Source organism: Amycolatopsis sp. NPDC104587 (genome assembly GCF_055583645.1).
Map to the genome: position 1 here is coordinate 156816 of NZ_JBVJNO010000007.1, position 15350 is coordinate 172165.

Here is a 15350-nt window from a genome sequence, read left to right on the forward strand (position 1 = left end):
GGGGGAGGGGGGGGGGGGGGGGTGGTGCGGGGGGGGGGGGGGCGGGGGCCCCCCCCCCCCCCCCCCGGTGCACCGCCGGCCGGGGCGGGAAGTCCACAGTGGACACCGCCTCGGCCGGCGTCGTTCGCTTCGGCGGCCGACGAAGCGTCGCGGGCCTAGGTTCGGGGCATGGACGAATTCCGTGCCCTGCACGTCCCCGGGTCCCCGCTGCTGCTGCCGAACGCGTGGGAGTTCGGCGTCGGCGCCTTCCTCGCCGCCCAGGGGTTCCGCGCCCTCGGCACGACCAGCCTCGGGGTGTCGGCCGCGGCGGGGGAGCCCGACGGCGCGCCGTCGACGCGGGACACGACCGTCGCGCTGGCCGCGCGCCTGGCCCGGCTGGACGCGCTCGTCAGCGTCGACATCGCCGACGGCTTCAGCGCGGATCCCGCCGCGGTGGCCGATCTCGCCGAGGAGCTGGCCGGAGCGGGCGCGGTGGGCGTCAACCTCGAAGACGGCCGCGCCGACGGCTCCCTGGCTGCCGTCGACGTTCAGTCCGCGCTGGTCACGGCGGTGAAGGAGCGCGTGCCGGGGCTGTTCGTCAACGCCCGGACCGACACGCACTGGGCGGGTGACCGTTCGGTGGCCGAAGCGGAGACGCGGGTGCGCGCGTACGCGGCGGCGGGCGCCGACGGCGTCTTCGTGCCCGGCCTGGCCGACCCGGCCGACGTCGAGCGGATCGTCGCCGTGGGCCTGCCGGTGAACCTGCTGTTCCTACCCGGGAAGGTGACGCTCGCCGAGCTGGCGGAGCTGGGCGTGGCCCGGGTCAGCCTGGGGTCGCTGCCATACCGGATGGCGCTCGCGGCGGCGGCCGAGACGGCGTCGGCGGTGCGGGACGGCCGGGAGCTGCCGCTGAGCCCGCCGAGCTACGGCGACGTCACCGCGCTGCTCCCCGTGAACCCGTAATCGGCTTGCCCCGGTCTGCTTCGCTCGGAGCATGCACGCCTTCGGAAGCGACTTCGCCGTCCCGCCCGGTTACCTGAACACCCCCAGCGTGGGCGTCCCGCCCGCGCCGGTGGCCGCCGCGGTGGCCGAGTCGGTCGACCGCTGGCGGACCGGCGCGAACCGGCCGGGGGACTTCGACGAGCACGTCGCGCGGTCGCGGGCCGGGTTCGCGCGGCTGCTGGGGGTGGACGCCGGGCGGGTCGCGATCGGCGCGTCGGTCTCGCAGCTGGTCGCCAACGTCGCCGCCGCGCTGCCCGCCGGCACCCGCGTGCTCGCCGCCGAAGGCGACTTCACCAGCGTGACCTTCCCGTTCGCGGCGCAGGACGTCTCGATCACCGAAGTGCCCCTCGAGCTGCTGCCCGAGCGGGTCGAGGGGCACGACGTCGTCGCGGTGAGCGTCGTGCAGTCCGCCGACGGCCGGATCGTCGACCTCGCGGCGCTGCGCGCGGCCGCCGAAGCCGCCGGGGCGGCCGTCATGCTCGACGCGACCCAGGCGGTGGGCTGGCTGCCGCTGGACGTCGCCTGGGCGGACTGGGTCGTCGCGGCGGGGTACAAGTGGCTCCTCTCGCCCCGCGGCAGCGCGTGGCTCGCGGTGCGCCCGGACGCCCGGCAGCGGACACGGCCGGTCGCGGCGAACTGGTACGCGGGGGAGGACCCGTGGACGACGGTCTACGGCCTGCCGCTGCGCCTGGCCCGCGACGCCCGCGCGTTCGACCTCTCGCCGGTCTGGCTCGCCCAGGTCGGCGCCGCGGCGGCGCTGGAGTACCTCGGCGGGCTCGACCTCACGCAGGTCAGGGCGCACAACACCGGCCTGGCCGACCTGCTGCTGGAGAAGCTCGGCCTGCCGCCGCGCGGCACCGCGATCGTGGCGCTCGACGCCGACCCGGAGCGGGTCGCGGCGGCCGGGATCGTCTCGAGCGTGCGGGGCGGCCGGGTGCGCGTCGGATTCCACCTCTACAACACCGCTGACGACGTCGAACGCGTCTTACACGCATTCGAGTGAACGCCGCCGAGCCGGTGAACTACCGTATGGCCCCGTGGTTGGTGCGCATTTCACCCCAGGCCCGTCCGACACGGCCCCGCTGGGCGCGGTTCCCCCGCAGCCCCGCCCGCCGGCGCCGGGCCCGCCGGCGCGTGACACCCGGTCCCTGCTGCTCAAGGGTGCCGGGCTGGTCGCGATCGCCGTCGTCTCCGGCCTGCTCTGGTTCCTGATCCGGCACGACTCGACGCCGGCGGAGCCGGTCGCGCAGCCGCCGGCGCAGAGCACCGGGCAGTACCAGTTCACCAAGGTCGCCGGCCCGGACCGCGTCAACGACTGCACGGCGAAGGCCTACGGCCAGACCCAGAAGTTCTTCCAGGACACGCCGTGCCAGTCGCTGGCCCGCGCGCTGTACACGACGGAGGCCGGCGGCGCGAAGGCGCTGGTGTCGGTGGTCGTGGTGGGGATGCCGGACTCGACGAAGGCGAAGGCGCTCAAGACGCTGACCGACAAGGACGACACCGGCAACGTCACGGACCTGGTGCGGGACAAGACCTACACCGGCGGCGGCGCCCCCAGCGTGAGCGGCAAGAACTCGGCCTACTCGTCGAAGGTCGAGGGCACGAGCACGACGATCGTGCTGGCCGACTTCTACGACAAGCACACGGACAAGAACCTGATCGAGAAGATCGCGGACGACGCCCTCCGCCTGTCCGCCGAGCTCCAGGGCTGACCCGCCCCGAGCGCCCCAATGTGGCCTTCGGTGCGTTCAACGCACCCAAGGCGGCCTTCGGTGCGTTGAACGCACCCAAGGCCACATTGGGGCGCTTGACCGGGCCGGTCAGCTCGCCTGGCCGGGCATGGCGATCGCCACCGGTTTCTCGCCCGCCTCGGACCGCCACGGCGTCCCGCGCCGCGAAGCCGCCACCAGCGCGTGCAGCGCCGTGGTCCGCAGGCCCGCGTCGTCGGTGTGGTTCACCACCGCGAGCCAGGCCGACGCGCAGTCCGCCTCGGCCGTCGCGACCACCAGGGCCGCCGACGCCGAGTCCGTCACCGGCTTCTTCGGCACGTACGCCGCCTCAGGAGCCACCGGGGTCGCTCCGGACGCCGCGAGCATCGTCTGCACCAGGTCACGGCGCAGGGCGTGCTCGGCGGCGCCGCTCTTCTCGGCGTCCCCGAAGTCGGCCGGCAGGAACGCGCCGACCAGGCCGTACACCCAGACCGCCGCGTGCTCGGCCGCGAGCGCGACCTGTAGCGGGTCGACGGCCTCGGCGGGCACGGCGCCGCCGGACCCGGTGAGCGCCGGGGCGTCCTCGCCGGGGCCGAGCGCGGGTGCCGTGCGCTGCAGCGCCGCGCACCCCGCCGCCACCGCCGCGACCAGGCCGGCGCGGTAGCGGGGCAGCCCGCCGACGAGGTCTTCGGCCTGCTTGCGCGCGGTCGCCAGCCGCTCCTTCAGCTCGCTCAGGGCCGCCGGCGCGGGCGGCGGCGCGGCCGACGTCCGGGGCCGGTTGAGCCGCTCCACTTCGGACTTCAGCGCGGCCGCGTGCGCCGCGCGGGCGTCGGCCAGCTGGCCCGCGGCTTCGGCGTCGGCGCCCTTGGCCAGCGCCCGCGCGGCGGCGGCGTCCGCCTCGGCGGCGGCCAGCAGCGGCTGCAGCGGGTCGGGGCTTTCGTCGTAGCCGAGCCCGCACGCGGCCAGGGGGACGGCCAGCGCGGCCAGCGCCCCCGCGCGGAGGGCGGCTCGACGGGTCAGGTCGGTCGGTCTTCCGGTCACGTCGGCCCATCCTGCCAGGCCCCGGGCCGCCCCCGCCGCTCGCGCGTGCCGAGGGGGCGACCGGATAAGCTGGTCCACCACCGACCCGAACGCCCGGACCCGAACAAGGAGAGCCCCACGTGCCAGGAGAACTCGCCAGCCGGCTTCAGCCGATAGTGGCCGAAGCCGTCACCGCCGCGGGTTTCGACCTCGACTCCTTCGAGGTGCAGCAGGCCGGCCGGCGGCAGCTGGTCAAGGTCGTCGTCGACTCCGACGACGGGATCGGGCTGGACGAGGTCGCCGAGATCAGCCGCACGGTCTCCGCGGCGCTCGACGAGAACGACCACGTGCTCGCGAGCGCGTACACGCTGGAAGTCACCTCGCCGGGCCTCGACCGGCCGCTGACCCAGCAGCGGCACTGGCGCCGCGCGCGGTTCCGCCTGGTGAAGGTCACCCCGGCCGAAGGCACGGCCTTCGTGGGCCGGGTCGGTCACGCGGGCGAGGACGCCGCCCGCGTCCTCGAGGGTGGCAAGCTCCGCGACGTCCGCTACGCCGACGTGGCGAAGGCGGTCGTGGAGATCGAGTTCAAGCAGCCGCCCGCCGAGGACCTGAAGCTGTTGGAAGACGACGCGTCCGGCATGATCGGCGCCGGTCAGGCCGAGACGGAGAAGGGGTCGAAGTGAACGTCGACATCGCCGCGTTGCGGGCGATCGAACGGGACAAGGACATCCCCTTCGAAACGGTGATCGAGGCCATCGAGACGGCTTTGCTCACCGCGTACAAGCACACCGAGGGCCACCAGCCGCACGCCCGCATCGACATCGACCGCAAGACCGGCCTGGTGCGCGTGCTCGCGCGCACGCTGACCCACGACGGCGAGACCGACGAGGAGTGGGACGACACCCCCGAGGGGTTCGGCCGGATCGCCGCCACCACCGCGCGCCAGGTCATCCTGCAGCGGCTGCGCGACGCCGAGCACGAGAAGACCTTCGGCGAGTTCTCCACCAAGGAGGGCGAGATCGTCGCCGGTGTCATCCAGCGCGACGCCCGCGCCAACGCGCGCGGCATGGTCGTGGTCCAGGTGGGCGACACCGAGGGCGTGCTGCCCTCGGGCGAGCAGGTGCCGGGGGAGTCCTACGAGCACGGCAGCCGGATCAAGGCCTACGTGGTCACGGTGGCGCGCAGCAACCGCGGCCCGCAGATCACGCTCTCGCGCACGCACCCGAACCTGGTGCGCAAGCTCTTCGCGCTCGAGGTGCCCGAGATCGCCGACGGCACGGTGGAGATCGCCGCCGTCGCGCGCGAGGCCGGGCACCGCACGAAGATCGCGGTCAAGTCGACGGTGCCGGGGGTCAACGCCAAGGGCGCGTGCATCGGCCCGGTCGGCGCCCGCGTGCGCAACGTGATGAGCGAGCTGGCCGGCGAGAAGATCGACATCATCGACTTCTCCGACGACGCGGCCCGCTTCGTCGGGAATGCGCTGTCGCCCGCGAAGGTTGTTTCCGTCCGAGTGGTGGACGAGCGGGCCAAGACCGCTCGTGTCGTGGTGCCGGACTTCCAGCTGTCGCTGGCGATCGGCAAGGAGGGCCAGAACGCCCGCCTCGCCGCCCGGCTGACCGGCTGGCGGATCGACATCCGCAGCGACGCCGCACCGGTGGACGACGAGGGTGATCAAGACCACGCCAGTCCGTCGCGGCCCGCCGCGACAACCGGTTCGGCTGAGTGAAGGTCGAAGCGCTAGACTCAGGAGTGGTTCAACGCCCGCGGCGGGTAGCCGAGCACCAGCCCCACCGGAACGCTCCGGTGCGGACTTGTGTCGGTTGCAAGCGGCGGGCATTGATCGGTGAGCTGCTGCGCGTGGTCGCGGTGGCCGGGCGGGTGGTCGTCGACGAGCGTCGGCGGCTGCCGGGCCGGGGAGCTTGGCTGCACCCCGACCCGGACTGCCTGGTCAAGGCCGAACGGCGGCGAGCCTTCCCGAGAGCCTTGCGGGCTCCCGGGGCGCTCGACGCCCGCGAGGTCCGCGAGCACGTCGGGCGCACCACTACGCACCACGAAGCCGGGACGCTCCCGGCTTCGCGAGGAACCAAGGAAGCAGGTCGACCCGTCATGAGTCAGCCGTGAAGCTGAAGCCATGAACGCGAGACAATAAGGACGAGGTCAGCGGGTTTTCCGCCTGGCCTCCCCTAGATGAGGAGAGCTGTGCCAGGCAAGGCCCGCGTACACGAGCTCGCTAAGGAGCTCGGCATCACCAGCAAGGACGTTCTCGCCAAGTTGAAGGAACAGGGCGAGTTCGTGAAGTCCGCGTCGTCCACGGTCGAGGCGCCCGTCGCCCGCCGTCTCCGGGACGCGTACGCGCCCAAGGGCGCCAAGAAGCCCCCCACTCCCGGTCCGTCGGCCCGTCCCGGGCCCCCGGCCGCCAAGCCGGGCGCTCCCGCGCCCAAGCCCCCGGCGCCCGCGCCGCAGCAGCAGGCCCCGGCGGCGAAGGCCGCCCCCGCGCCCGCTCCGCAGCAGCAGGTCCCGGCTTCGAAGCCGGCCGCGAGCTCCGGTTCCCGTCCCGCGGGCCCCGGCCCCCGGCCCGGTCCGCGCCCGCCCGCGCCCGCTCCGCAGGAGCAGGTCCCGGCGGCGAAGGCCGAGACACCGGCCGCACCCAAGCAGGAGACCCCGGCCGCGCCTTCGGGCAACACCGGTTCGGTCGTCCCGCCCAAGCCGCAGGGCCCCAAGCCCGGCGGTCCCAAGCCCGGTCCGCGCACCCCGCGGGTCGGCAACAACCCGTTCGGCGTCGGTTCCGGCGCCCCGCCGCGCCCGCAGGGCCCGCGCCCCGGTGGCGGTCAGGGCGGCGACACCCGCCCGCCGCGTCCCGGTGGCACCGGTGGCGGCGGTGACCGCCCGGCTCCGCGTCCCGGCGGTGGCGCCGGTGGCAACCGGCCGAGCCCGGGCAACATGCCCCCGCGGCCGAACCCCGGCATGATGCCGGGCCGCACGCAGCGTCCCGCCGGTCCCGGTGGCGGCGCTCGTGGTGGACCCGGTGGCGGCGCCCGTGGCGGCCCCGGTGGCGGCGGCGGTCGTCCCGGTGGCGGTGGCGGTGGCTTCCGCGGCGGTCCCGGTGGCGGTGGCGGCGGCGGTGGCTTCCGCGGCGGTCCCGGTGGCGGCGGTGGCGGCGGCGGCTTCCGCCCGGGTGGCGGTGGCCCCGGTGGCGGCGCCCCGGCCGGTGGCGGCGGTTTCCGCGGCGGCGGCGGTGGCCGTGGTGGCCCCGGTGGCCGTGGCGGCACCGCGGGTGCCTTCGGGCGCCCGGGTGGTCCCTCGCGCAAGGGCCGCAAGTCGAAGCGGCAGAAGCGCCAGGAGTACATGGACAACATGCAGGCGCCCAGCGTCGGCGGCGTCCGCCTGCCCAAGGGGCAGGGCGAGACGATCCGGCTGCCGCGTGGCGCTTCGCTGACCGACTTCGCCGAGAAGATCGACGCCAACCCGGCTTCGCTGGTGCAGGTGCTCTTCCACCTCGGCGAGATGGTCACCGCGACGCAGTCCGTGTCGGACGACATCCTCGAGCTGCTCGGCGGCGAAATGAACTACAACGTTCAGGTCGTCAGCCCCGAGGAGGAGGACCGCGAGCTGCTGGAGACCTTCGACATCACCTACGGCGACGACGCGGGTGGCGAAGAGGATCTGCAGGTCAGGCCGCCGGTCGTGACCATCATGGGTCACGTCGACCACGGTAAGACCCGCCTGCTCGACACGATCCGGAAGACGAAGGTCCGCGAGAGCGAGGCCGGCGGCATCACGCAGCACATCGGTGCGTACCAGATCGAGACCGAGCTCGAGGGCAACCCGCGCCTGATCACCTTCATCGACACCCCGGGTCACGAGGCGTTCACCGCCATGCGTGCCCGTGGCGCCAACTCGACCGACATCGCGGTGATCGTGGTGGCGGCCGACGACGGTGTGATGCCGCAGACGGTCGAGGCGATCAACCACGCGCAGGCCGCCAAGGCCCCGATCGTGGTCGCGATCAACAAGATCGACAAGGAAGGCGCGAACCCGGACAAGATCCGGCAGCAGCTGACCGAGTACGGCCTGGTCGCCGAGGAGTACGGCGGCGACACGATGTTCGTCGAGATCTCCGCGCGGCAGAACATCAACATCGACGGCCTGCTCGAGGCGATCCTGCTGACCGCCGACGCCGCTCTGGACCTCCGGGCCAACCCGGACATGGAGGCCCAGGGTGTCGCGATCGAGGCGCACCTCGACCGCGGCCGCGGCCCGGTGGCCACCGTCCTGGTCCAGCGCGGCACGCTGCGCGTCGGTGACTCGGTCGTGGCGGGTGACGCCTACGGCCGCGTCCGCCGGATGGTCGACGAGCACAACGTCGACGTCACCGAGGCGCTGCCGTCGCGGCCCGTCCAGGTCATCGGGTTCACCTCGGTGCCGGGTGCGGGTGACACCTTCCTGGTGGTCGACGAGGACCGCGTCGCCCGGCAGATCGCCGAGCGCCGGTCGGCTCGCACGCGGAACGCGCTCAACGCGTCGCGCCGCAAGCGGGTCAGCCTCGAGGACCTCGACTCCGCCTTGAAGGAGACGAACAGCCTCAACCTGATCATCAAGGGTGACAACTCGGGTACGGTCGAGGCCCTCGAAGCCTCGCTGCTCCAGCTGGACGTCGGCGACGAGGTCGAGCTGAACGTGGTCCACCGCGGTGTCGGTGGCGTGACCGAGTCGGACATCGACCTGGCGACCGCGTCCGACGCGATCGTCCTCGGGTTCAACGTCCGCGCCCAGGGCAAGGCGACCGAGCGGGCCACCCGCGAGGGCGTCGACGTCCGGTACTACACGGTCATCTACCAGGCGATCGACGAGATCGAGCAGGCTCTCAAGGGCATGCTCAAGCCGGAGTACGAAGAGGTCGAGCTGGGCCGCGCGGAGGTTCGCGAGGTCTTCAAGTCCTCCAAGATCGGCACGATCGCGGGTTGCCTGGTCATGTCCGGCGAGATCCGGCGCAACGCGCGGGCCCGGCTGCTGCGCGACGGCACTGTCGTCGCGGAGAACCTGCCGATCAGCTCGCTGCGGCGGTTCAAGGACGACGTGGTCGAGGTCCGCGAGGGCTACGAGTGCGGTCTGACGCTCGGTTCGTACGGCGACATCAAGGTCGACGACCAGATCGAGACGTACGAGCAGCGCGAGAAGCCTCGCGCGTAAGGAAGTTCGACACCGGGTGTGCGTTCTCGCGCACACCCGGTGTTTCCCTACTACACCACCAAAACTGCTTATGTTCGTCGGAGCCCTCGAGCTCGACATCCTGCTCGGTGACGTTCACTCGCTGAAGCAGAAGCGATCCGTGGTCCGTCCGGTGCTGGCCGAGGTGCGCAAGCGCTTCGCCGTGTCGGTGGCCGAAGCCGGTCACACCGACCTGCACCGGCGGACCCTCATCGGGGTGGCCGTGGTCGCCGAAGGTGGCGAGCACGTGCGCGACGTGCTCGACTCGTGTGAGCGGTACGTGGCGAGCAGACCGGAGTTCGAGCTGCTCACCGCACGCCGCCGGCTGCTCGGTCCGGAAGACTAGGAGAGAGACATGGCTGATCCTGCTCGGGCTCGCAAGCTCGCCAAGCGGATCTCGCAGATCGTGGCGTCCGCGATCGAGCACGAGGTCAAGGACACCCGGCTGGACTACGTGACCATCACGGACACGAAGGTCACCGGCGACCTGCACGACGCCACGGTGTACTACACGGTGCTCGGCGAGAAGCTGGACGTCCCCCCGGACTTCGCCGGCGCCGCCGCCGCGCTCGAATCGGCGCGCGGGATGCTACGCACGAAGGTCGGGCAGGGCACCGGGGTCCGCTACACGCCGACGCTGACGTTCGTCGCGGACACGATTCCCGAGGAGTCGAAGCGGATCGAGGACCTGCTCGCGAAGGCCCGTGAGGCCGACGCGGAGGTCGCGCGCCGCTCGGCCGGCGCGCAGCACGCCGGTGAGGCCGACCCGTACAAGGCGCCTCGCGAAGAGGCCGAAGACGACGAGTTCGCGGAGGAGGAGAGCCGGGGCTGACCCCGTGCTCTCCCGCCGCGGCCTGCTCGCCGGCGGCGCGCTGGCGCTGCTGGCGGGCTGTTCGGCTGCCCCGTCCGGGCCGCCGCCCGGCCCGTCGGCGGTGGACGCACCGTCCCGGCCGACCGCGCCGCGCGACCCGGTGACGGTCCAGCGCATGCGGTCGGTGGCCCGCGGCGCCGACGTCGACCTCGTGCTGATCACCCCCGCCGGGGTTCCGGCGTCGGGGCTGCCGGTGTGCCTGGCCCTGCACGGCCGCGGCGCCCGTGCGCGAACCTTCCTCGAGCTGGGCTTCCCGGACCTGCTGACGGCGGCCGTGCGAGCCGGCGCCCCGCCGTTCGCCGTGGCCGCGGTCGACGGTGACCACTACTGGGTGGACGTCGGCTCCGGCGACGACCCGCAGCGCATGCTGACCGAGGAGCTCCCGGGCTGGCTGACCGCCCGCGACCTGCGCCCGGCGTCGGCGGTGCTCGGCATTTCGATGGGCGGCTTCGGCGCACTCCGGTTCGCCCGCGCCCACCCGGACCTCAAGGCGGTGGCCACGGCGAGCGCGGCCTTGTTCGTCAGCTGGCCGGATGCCCGCAGCCGCAAGGTGTTCTCCGGTGAGGACAACTGGCGCGCGGAAGAACCCTTGCTGCACCCCGGTGAGCTGCGTCCGGACGCGCTCGGCGTCTGGTGCGGGGAGTCCGACCCGTTCCTGGGCGCGGACCGCAAGCTCGTGAAGGCGGTTTCCCCGGCGGTGTCCCGGTTTTCCCCCGGCGGGCACGAAGACGAGTACTGGCGCGGCATCCTGCCGGACGTGCTGAAGTTCGTCGGACAGCGGCTAGCGTGACGCGAAGAGGATCGCCTGGGGCACTTCGGCTCCCGGGTTCAGCCGCCACTCGGCGTCGACGGTGAACCCCGCGTTCCGCAGCCACCGGGCCAGGTGCGCCGGCTGTCGCAAGTGGACGTTGACCCGCATCGGATGCCCGTAACCCTCGGTCTTGAGCCGGGTTTCGTCGCCGACGTGGAAACCGATCACCAGCCGGCCGCCGTGGCGCAGCACTCGCCGGAACTGGCCCAGGGCCACCGGGACCTCGGCGTCCGGCACGTGGATCAGCGACCAGAACACCAGCACCCCCGCGACGGACGCGTCCGGGAGGGCGAGGTCGGTCATCGAGCCGACCTCGAACCGCAGCTCGGGGTGGTTCCGCCGGGCCAGGTCGACCATCGCCGGGGACAGGTCGACGCCGGACGCGTCGACCCCCAGCCCGGCCAGGTGCGCGGTGAAGTGCCCGGGACCGCAGCCGACGTCCACCACCGGCCCGTCGGCCTGCGCGGCGAACACCGAGAGCGCCGCGCGCATGTGCGGGTGCTTCTCGAGGGCGTCCGACACAAACTCGGCGTAGTTTTCCGCCACCGTGTCGTAGGACGAGCGGGTGTCCGCGAGCCAGGTCACCGGGCGCGCAGCCCGTCCAGGACCATGCCGAGCGCGCGCCGCCAGTCCGGGGTCGCCGTCGCCGCGGCGAACACGATCGCCAGGTCCGCACCGCGGAAGTCCCGCCGCAGCGCCCCGGCCTCCTGGGCCCGGGTGATGATCCGGTTCATCCGGGAAGCGTTGTCCTGCTTGGCTTTCTCCAGCCCGGACGTCGGGTCGAAGGCCCGCGAGCAGATCTCGGTGAAGCCGCGGTCGGACACCTGCATCAGGACCGACCGTTCGAGGAAGAGCACAAAACCGTCCCAGGGGTCGTCGCCGGCGAGCGCCTCGTCGGCGACCGCCCGCGCTTCCTCCAGCGTCGGCAGGAACGCGGCCTCGACGAGGTCGGCCCGCGTCGGGAACCGGTTGTAGAGCGTGCCGATCGCGACCTCGGCGCGGCGGGCGATCTCGTCGAGCGGGGCGTCCACGCCCTTGGCCCCGAACACCTCGCGCGCCGCCACGACCAGCGCCTCCCGGTTGCGCCGGGCGTCCGCGCGCAGGGGGCGATGCTCGACGGTCACCTCCGGAGCATACCCAAGGTGGCGGCACCCTCGGGTTCGGTTCGTGACCTCGCGCTGCGGCGCGAGGTCGCCCACCGGGAGCACAATGGGGTCAGCGGGAGTGGCCCGCACCGAGGCAGCCCACCGAGGGGAGGTCGGGTTCGTGCACTCCGATCTCTCGCCGTCGGGCCGCACCGGAGTCCTCCTGGTCGGCACCCGCGGGCAGCGTGGTCCCGGGGAGGTGCTGATCAGGATCCGGGGTGGCTTGGAAGCCTTCCTGGCCTGGTCCGACACGGAGCTGCCGAAGGGGACGACCGTCCTGGTCGTCGAAACCCGGGGCCGGCGCACGGTCGATGTCGTGGCGTGGGACGCCTCGGATCCCGTTTCCTGAGTGTTCGCAGAAGGACAGGCCATGTTCGGTTACCGCGTTCCGGCCCCCAACGAGGCCATGCTGATTTCGGGCGGCAAGAACAGCAAGGGTTCGTCGCCGTTCCGGGTCGTCACCGGGCACGGCGCGTTTGTCATGCCGGTCTTCCGGAAAGTCCGGTTCCTCACGCTTTCCATGTGTGAGGCCGAAGTGACCGAAGTGTGCGTCACGAAACAGGCGATCGCCCTGACCGTGCGGGCGGTGATCGCGTTCAAGGTCGGCAACGACACCGAGAGCATCGTCAACGCCGGGCAGCGCTTCCTCTCCGACCAGGACCAGATGTCGGTGCTGACCGGCCGGATCTTCTCCGGGCACCTGCGTTCGATCATCGGGTCGATGACCGTCGAGGAGATCATCACCGAGCGGCAGAAGCTCGCCACCGAGGTGCTGGACGGCTCGGCGGTGGAGATGGCGAAGATCGGCCTGTCCGTCGACGCGCTGCAGATCCAGTCGATCGACGACATGAAGCTCGGCTACATCGCGGCGATGGCCGCGCCGCACAACGCCGCCATCCAGCGGGACGCCCAGATCGCCCAGGCCGTCGCGAACAAGGCCGCGGCCGAGGCCGAGCAGGAGTCGCAGCGGACGCAGGCGGAGTACGCCCGGCAGACGTCGATCGTGCAGGCGCGCTACCGCGCCGAGGTCGAGGCGGCCCAGGCGCAGGCCGCCCAGGCCGGGCCGCTGGCGCAGGCCAAGGCACAGCAGGAGGTCATCGACGCGCGCACCGAGCTGGCCCAGCGCGAGGCCGAGCTGCGGCAGCAGCAGCTGGTGGCCGAGGTGATCAAGCCGGCCGACGCGGAGGCCGAGCGGATCCGCATCCTCGCGCTGGCCGACGCGGAGAAGATGCGCGTGCAGGCGGAGGCGGCAGCGTCGAACAACCGCGTCGCGCTCGACCGGATGCTCATCGACCAGCTGCCGATGATCGTCAAGGAGGCCGGGCGCGGGCTGGCCGGCGCGAACGTCAACATCCTCAACGGCGCCGACGGCCTGGGCGAGATGGCCGCCGGGCTCGTCGGCCAGGGACTGTCCATTCTGGACTCGGTGAAGCGCGGGCTGAGCACCCCGCCGCCCGAGCCCGCCGGGGCGCCGGAGGAGAACGGGCAGGCGCCGGTGCCGGGTGAGCTCACCCAGTAGCGCTTTGTCGACTCAGGAGGCGGGCTTCACCGCGACGACCAGGTCACGCAGGATGGCCTGGTCGACCCGGTGGGTGAACTCCGCCCACGGGCCGCCCTCGCGGACGTCGAGCCCGGCCTTGCGCAGCACCTCGGTGAGCTCTTCGCGGGGCAGGACCGTGGTGTTCCAGGAGATGCCGAGCGCGCCGCCCGGGCGCAGCACCCGCGTCCACACCGGGACCGCCGCTGCCAGCAGGTCACGCGGGCTGCGTTGCAGACCGGCTTCGCGGTGGCTGCCGTGCTGCACGCCGTACGGGGCGTCGGTGACGATCACGTCGCACGAGTTCGCCCGCAGCACCTCGTCGGTGGTGAGCGTGTCGGCCTGGAAGTAGGTGAGCTTGCGGGTGTCGCCGGTTTTGTAGTCTTCCTTGCTCAGGGCGTACTCGATGTCGAGCCGGCGGCCGAGGCGGACCTTGTTGCGCCGCAGCTGTCCCGAGTCGGCCGTGTGCTTGACGCGGTTGTTGCGCAGCCACGTCTTGATGAACGCCTCGTAGGCCTCGAAGTCCTTGGCGTCGACGTCCAGGCCGGTGGCGTGCAGGCCGTACATGATCGCCTGGTTCAGCGTGGTGCCGCGGCCGCACAGCGGGTCGAGCAGGTACTTCGGCTTGTCGCCGAAGGGATCCGCGGTGGCCAGCAGCGTGACGTTCAGCAGGAGCTTGGTGAACGACTCGTTGGTCTTGCCGGCGTACTTCAGGATGGTCAGCAGGTCCGAGCCAGCCTTCGCCAGCGGTGTCACGGTGACCGGACGGAGGACGCCGTCACCCAGCTCGAACAGCGCGTAGAGCGAAGACAGGTTCGACAGCAGCGCGATGTCGGGCTCGCCGAGCGCCGCCGAGCTGGTGAACCGGGCGTAGCCGACCCCGCCGAGCTCGACGTCCTCGATCCCGGACAGCTCGGCCGACAGCGCCGCGCCGAACACCGCCAGCTCGGCCCGCAGCAGCGCGGGCGCGGAGGCGGCGTAGACCCGGTTGGCGGACGGGTGGACCAGGATCACGTACTCAGGCATCCCGCAGAGCGTAGCGTGACGCACCGTGACCCCTACTTTGGCGCAGGACATCCGCGACGCGGCGGCGCTGCTGCGGTCGGCCACCGACGTGACCGTGCTCGGCCACGTGCGCCCGGACGCGGACGCTCTCGGTAGCGCGCTCGCCCTCGGCCGGGCACTGCGCCGGCGCGGCGCTCGCGTCCGGGTGTCCTTCGGCGAGCCCGACGAGGCCCCGGAGACACTGCGGTGGCTCGACGAGGACGGCCTGCTCACCCACCCGGACGACCTGCCGGACACCGAGGCGCTGCTGGTCTGCGTCGACACGCCGGTGCCGAAGCGGCTGGGCCGGCTGGCCGGGCGCGTCGAGCTCGCCGGGTCGGTGCTGGTCGTCGACCACCACGCGACCAACACGTTCTACGGCTCCTGCAACGTCGTCGACGAGACCGCCGAGGCCAGCGCGATCCTGGTGCTCCGGATCCTGGACGAGATGGGCGTCACCCTCGACGAGCCGATCGCGCGCGGGATCTACGCGGGGATCGTCACCGACACGAGTGGTTTCCGGCGGGCGAGTCCCGAGACGCACCGGATGGCGGCGCGGCTGCTGGAGGCGGGCGTCGACGCCGAAGCGGTGGTGCGGCGGATCGTCGACGAGCGGCCGTTCACGTGGCTGCCGATGCTTTCGGCCGTGTTGCGCGAGGCCGAGCTGGAGCCGGAAGCCGCGCAGGGCAAGGGTTTTGTGCACGCGGTAGTCCGCGTCGACGAGGCGCGCACGGTACGCGGCGAAGAGGTCGAGTCGGTGATCGACGTCGTCCGTTCGGTGCGCGAGGCGGCCGTCGCGGCGGTGCTCAAACAGGACGTGACGAACCCGGCGCAGTGGCAGATCTCGTTGCGCTCGATCGGAATCGACGTCTCGGCGGTGGCCTCGGAGTTCGGCGGCGGCGGGCACCGGCAGGCCGCGGGCTGCACGATCGCGGGCAGCGCCGAGGAGGTCCTGGCCGGGCTGCGGGCCGCGCTGGAGCGGGCGCCGCTGCTGTGAGATTCCCGTCAGCCGGAACTGTCGGTG

At 72.8% G+C, this 15350-nt stretch carries 17 protein-coding genes; 13 read left to right on the forward strand and 4 right to left on the reverse strand.

All coding sequences use genetic code 11. The features are described 5' to 3' along the window. Positions 1–168: 168 nt before the first annotated feature. The 3 genes from ACZ61C_RS22675 (at position 169) to ACZ61C_RS22685 (ending at position 2693) form a co-directional block, all read left to right on the forward strand. The gene (locus tag ACZ61C_RS22675) at positions 169–942 is read left to right on the forward strand and encodes an isocitrate lyase/PEP mutase family protein (protein WP_465309771.1); all 774 of its coding nucleotides are present in this window, start codon (positions 169–171) and stop codon (positions 940–942) included. 31 nt (positions 943–973) lie between these two features. Then, positions 974–1984 carry an aminotransferase class V-fold PLP-dependent enzyme gene (locus tag ACZ61C_RS22680; protein WP_465309773.1) on the forward strand — a complete coding sequence of 337 codons (1011 nt, stop codon included), beginning with the start codon at positions 974–976 and terminating at the stop codon, positions 1982–1984. 79 nt (positions 1985–2063) lie between these two features. Continuing rightward, positions 2064–2693 carry a hypothetical protein gene (locus ACZ61C_RS22685; RefSeq protein ID WP_465310211.1) on the forward strand — a complete coding sequence of 210 codons (630 nt, stop codon included), beginning with the start codon at positions 2064–2066 and terminating at the stop codon, positions 2691–2693. A gap of 108 nt (positions 2694–2801) precedes the next feature. Here the strand turns inward: ACZ61C_RS22685 and ACZ61C_RS22690 are convergent, their stop codons facing one another. Then, positions 2802–3731, reverse strand: a complete 930-nt coding sequence (locus ACZ61C_RS22690) for a ferritin-like domain-containing protein (RefSeq protein ID WP_465309775.1) — start codon at positions 3729–3731, stop codon at positions 2802–2804. Positions 3732–3850: 119 nt separating this feature from the next. Here ACZ61C_RS22690 and rimP point away from each other — a divergent pair, with 119 nt between their 5' ends. From rimP to ACZ61C_RS22725, 7 genes are all read left to right on the forward strand, one after another. Then, positions 3851–4393, forward strand: a complete 543-nt coding sequence (gene rimP, locus ACZ61C_RS22695; protein ID WP_465309777.1) for a ribosome maturation factor RimP — start codon at positions 3851–3853, stop codon at positions 4391–4393. Next, entirely contained in the window at positions 4390–5436 is a 1047-nt protein-coding gene (gene nusA, locus ACZ61C_RS22700) for a transcription termination factor NusA (protein WP_465309779.1), read from the forward strand. Before rimP ends, nusA begins: the two co-directional genes overlap by 4 nt. A 110-nt stretch (positions 5437–5546) precedes the next feature. Next, the gene (locus ACZ61C_RS22705; RefSeq protein ID WP_465309781.1) at positions 5547–5831 is read left to right on the forward strand and encodes a YlxR family protein; all 285 of its coding nucleotides are present in this window, start codon (positions 5547–5549) and stop codon (positions 5829–5831) included. 78 nt (positions 5832–5909) lie between these two features. After that, the gene (gene infB / locus ACZ61C_RS22710) at positions 5910–8900 is read left to right on the forward strand and encodes a translation initiation factor IF-2 (RefSeq protein ID WP_465309783.1); all 2991 of its coding nucleotides are present in this window, start codon (positions 5910–5912) and stop codon (positions 8898–8900) included. A gap of 70 nt (positions 8901–8970) precedes the next feature. After that, the gene (locus ACZ61C_RS22715; RefSeq protein WP_155545954.1) at positions 8971–9264 is read left to right on the forward strand and encodes a DUF503 domain-containing protein; all 294 of its coding nucleotides are present in this window, start codon (positions 8971–8973) and stop codon (positions 9262–9264) included. Between the two features lie 9 nt (positions 9265–9273). Further along, positions 9274–9750, forward strand: coding sequence for a 30S ribosome-binding factor RbfA (rbfA, locus tag ACZ61C_RS22720; RefSeq protein WP_465309785.1), 477 nt, complete (start codon positions 9274–9276; stop codon positions 9748–9750). Positions 9751–9754: 4 nt separating this feature from the next. Beyond that, entirely contained in the window at positions 9755–10579 is an 825-nt protein-coding gene (locus ACZ61C_RS22725; protein WP_465309787.1) for an alpha/beta hydrolase, read from the forward strand. Here the strand turns inward: ACZ61C_RS22725 and ACZ61C_RS22730 are convergent. Together ACZ61C_RS22730 and ACZ61C_RS22735 are read right to left on the reverse strand one after the other, a co-directional pair. Then, complete coding sequence (locus ACZ61C_RS22730) at positions 10571–11185, reverse strand: class I SAM-dependent methyltransferase (RefSeq protein ID WP_465309789.1); 615 nt, start codon at positions 11183–11185, stop codon at positions 10571–10573. The two genes, ACZ61C_RS22725 and ACZ61C_RS22730, sit on opposite strands and share 9 nt — an antisense overlap. After that, positions 11182–11724 (reverse strand): TetR/AcrR family transcriptional regulator, encoded by a 543-nt coding sequence (locus ACZ61C_RS22735; RefSeq protein WP_465309791.1) that lies wholly within the window; start codon positions 11722–11724, stop codon positions 11182–11184. The genes ACZ61C_RS22730 and ACZ61C_RS22735 overlap by 4 nt, the downstream gene beginning before the upstream one ends. A gap of 142 nt (positions 11725–11866) precedes the next feature. On the opposite strand from ACZ61C_RS22735, the gene ACZ61C_RS22740 reads away from it, so the two are divergent. Both ACZ61C_RS22740 and ACZ61C_RS22745 read left to right on the forward strand, forming a co-directional pair. Then, on the forward strand, positions 11867–12094 hold the full coding sequence (locus ACZ61C_RS22740) for a hypothetical protein (protein ID WP_465309793.1): 228 nt from the start codon (positions 11867–11869) through the stop codon (positions 12092–12094). A 21-nt stretch (positions 12095–12115) separates the two neighbouring features. Continuing rightward, positions 12116–13264, forward strand: a complete 1149-nt coding sequence (locus tag ACZ61C_RS22745) for an SPFH domain-containing protein (protein ID WP_465309795.1) — start codon at positions 12116–12118, stop codon at positions 13262–13264. 12 nt (positions 13265–13276) lie between these two features. Here ACZ61C_RS22745 and ACZ61C_RS22750 read toward each other — a convergent pair whose 3' ends face one another. After that, a complete protein-coding gene (locus ACZ61C_RS22750) occupies positions 13277–14308 on the reverse strand; it encodes a TRM11 family SAM-dependent methyltransferase (RefSeq protein WP_465309797.1) in 1032 nt (343 codons plus the stop codon). Positions 14309–14333: 25 nt separating this feature from the next. Here ACZ61C_RS22750 and ACZ61C_RS22755 point away from each other — a divergent pair, with 25 nt between their 5' ends. Then, on the forward strand, positions 14334–15323 hold the full coding sequence (locus tag ACZ61C_RS22755; protein WP_465309799.1) for a DHH family phosphoesterase: 990 nt from the start codon (positions 14334–14336) through the stop codon (positions 15321–15323). Positions 15324–15350 lie beyond the last annotated feature (27 nt).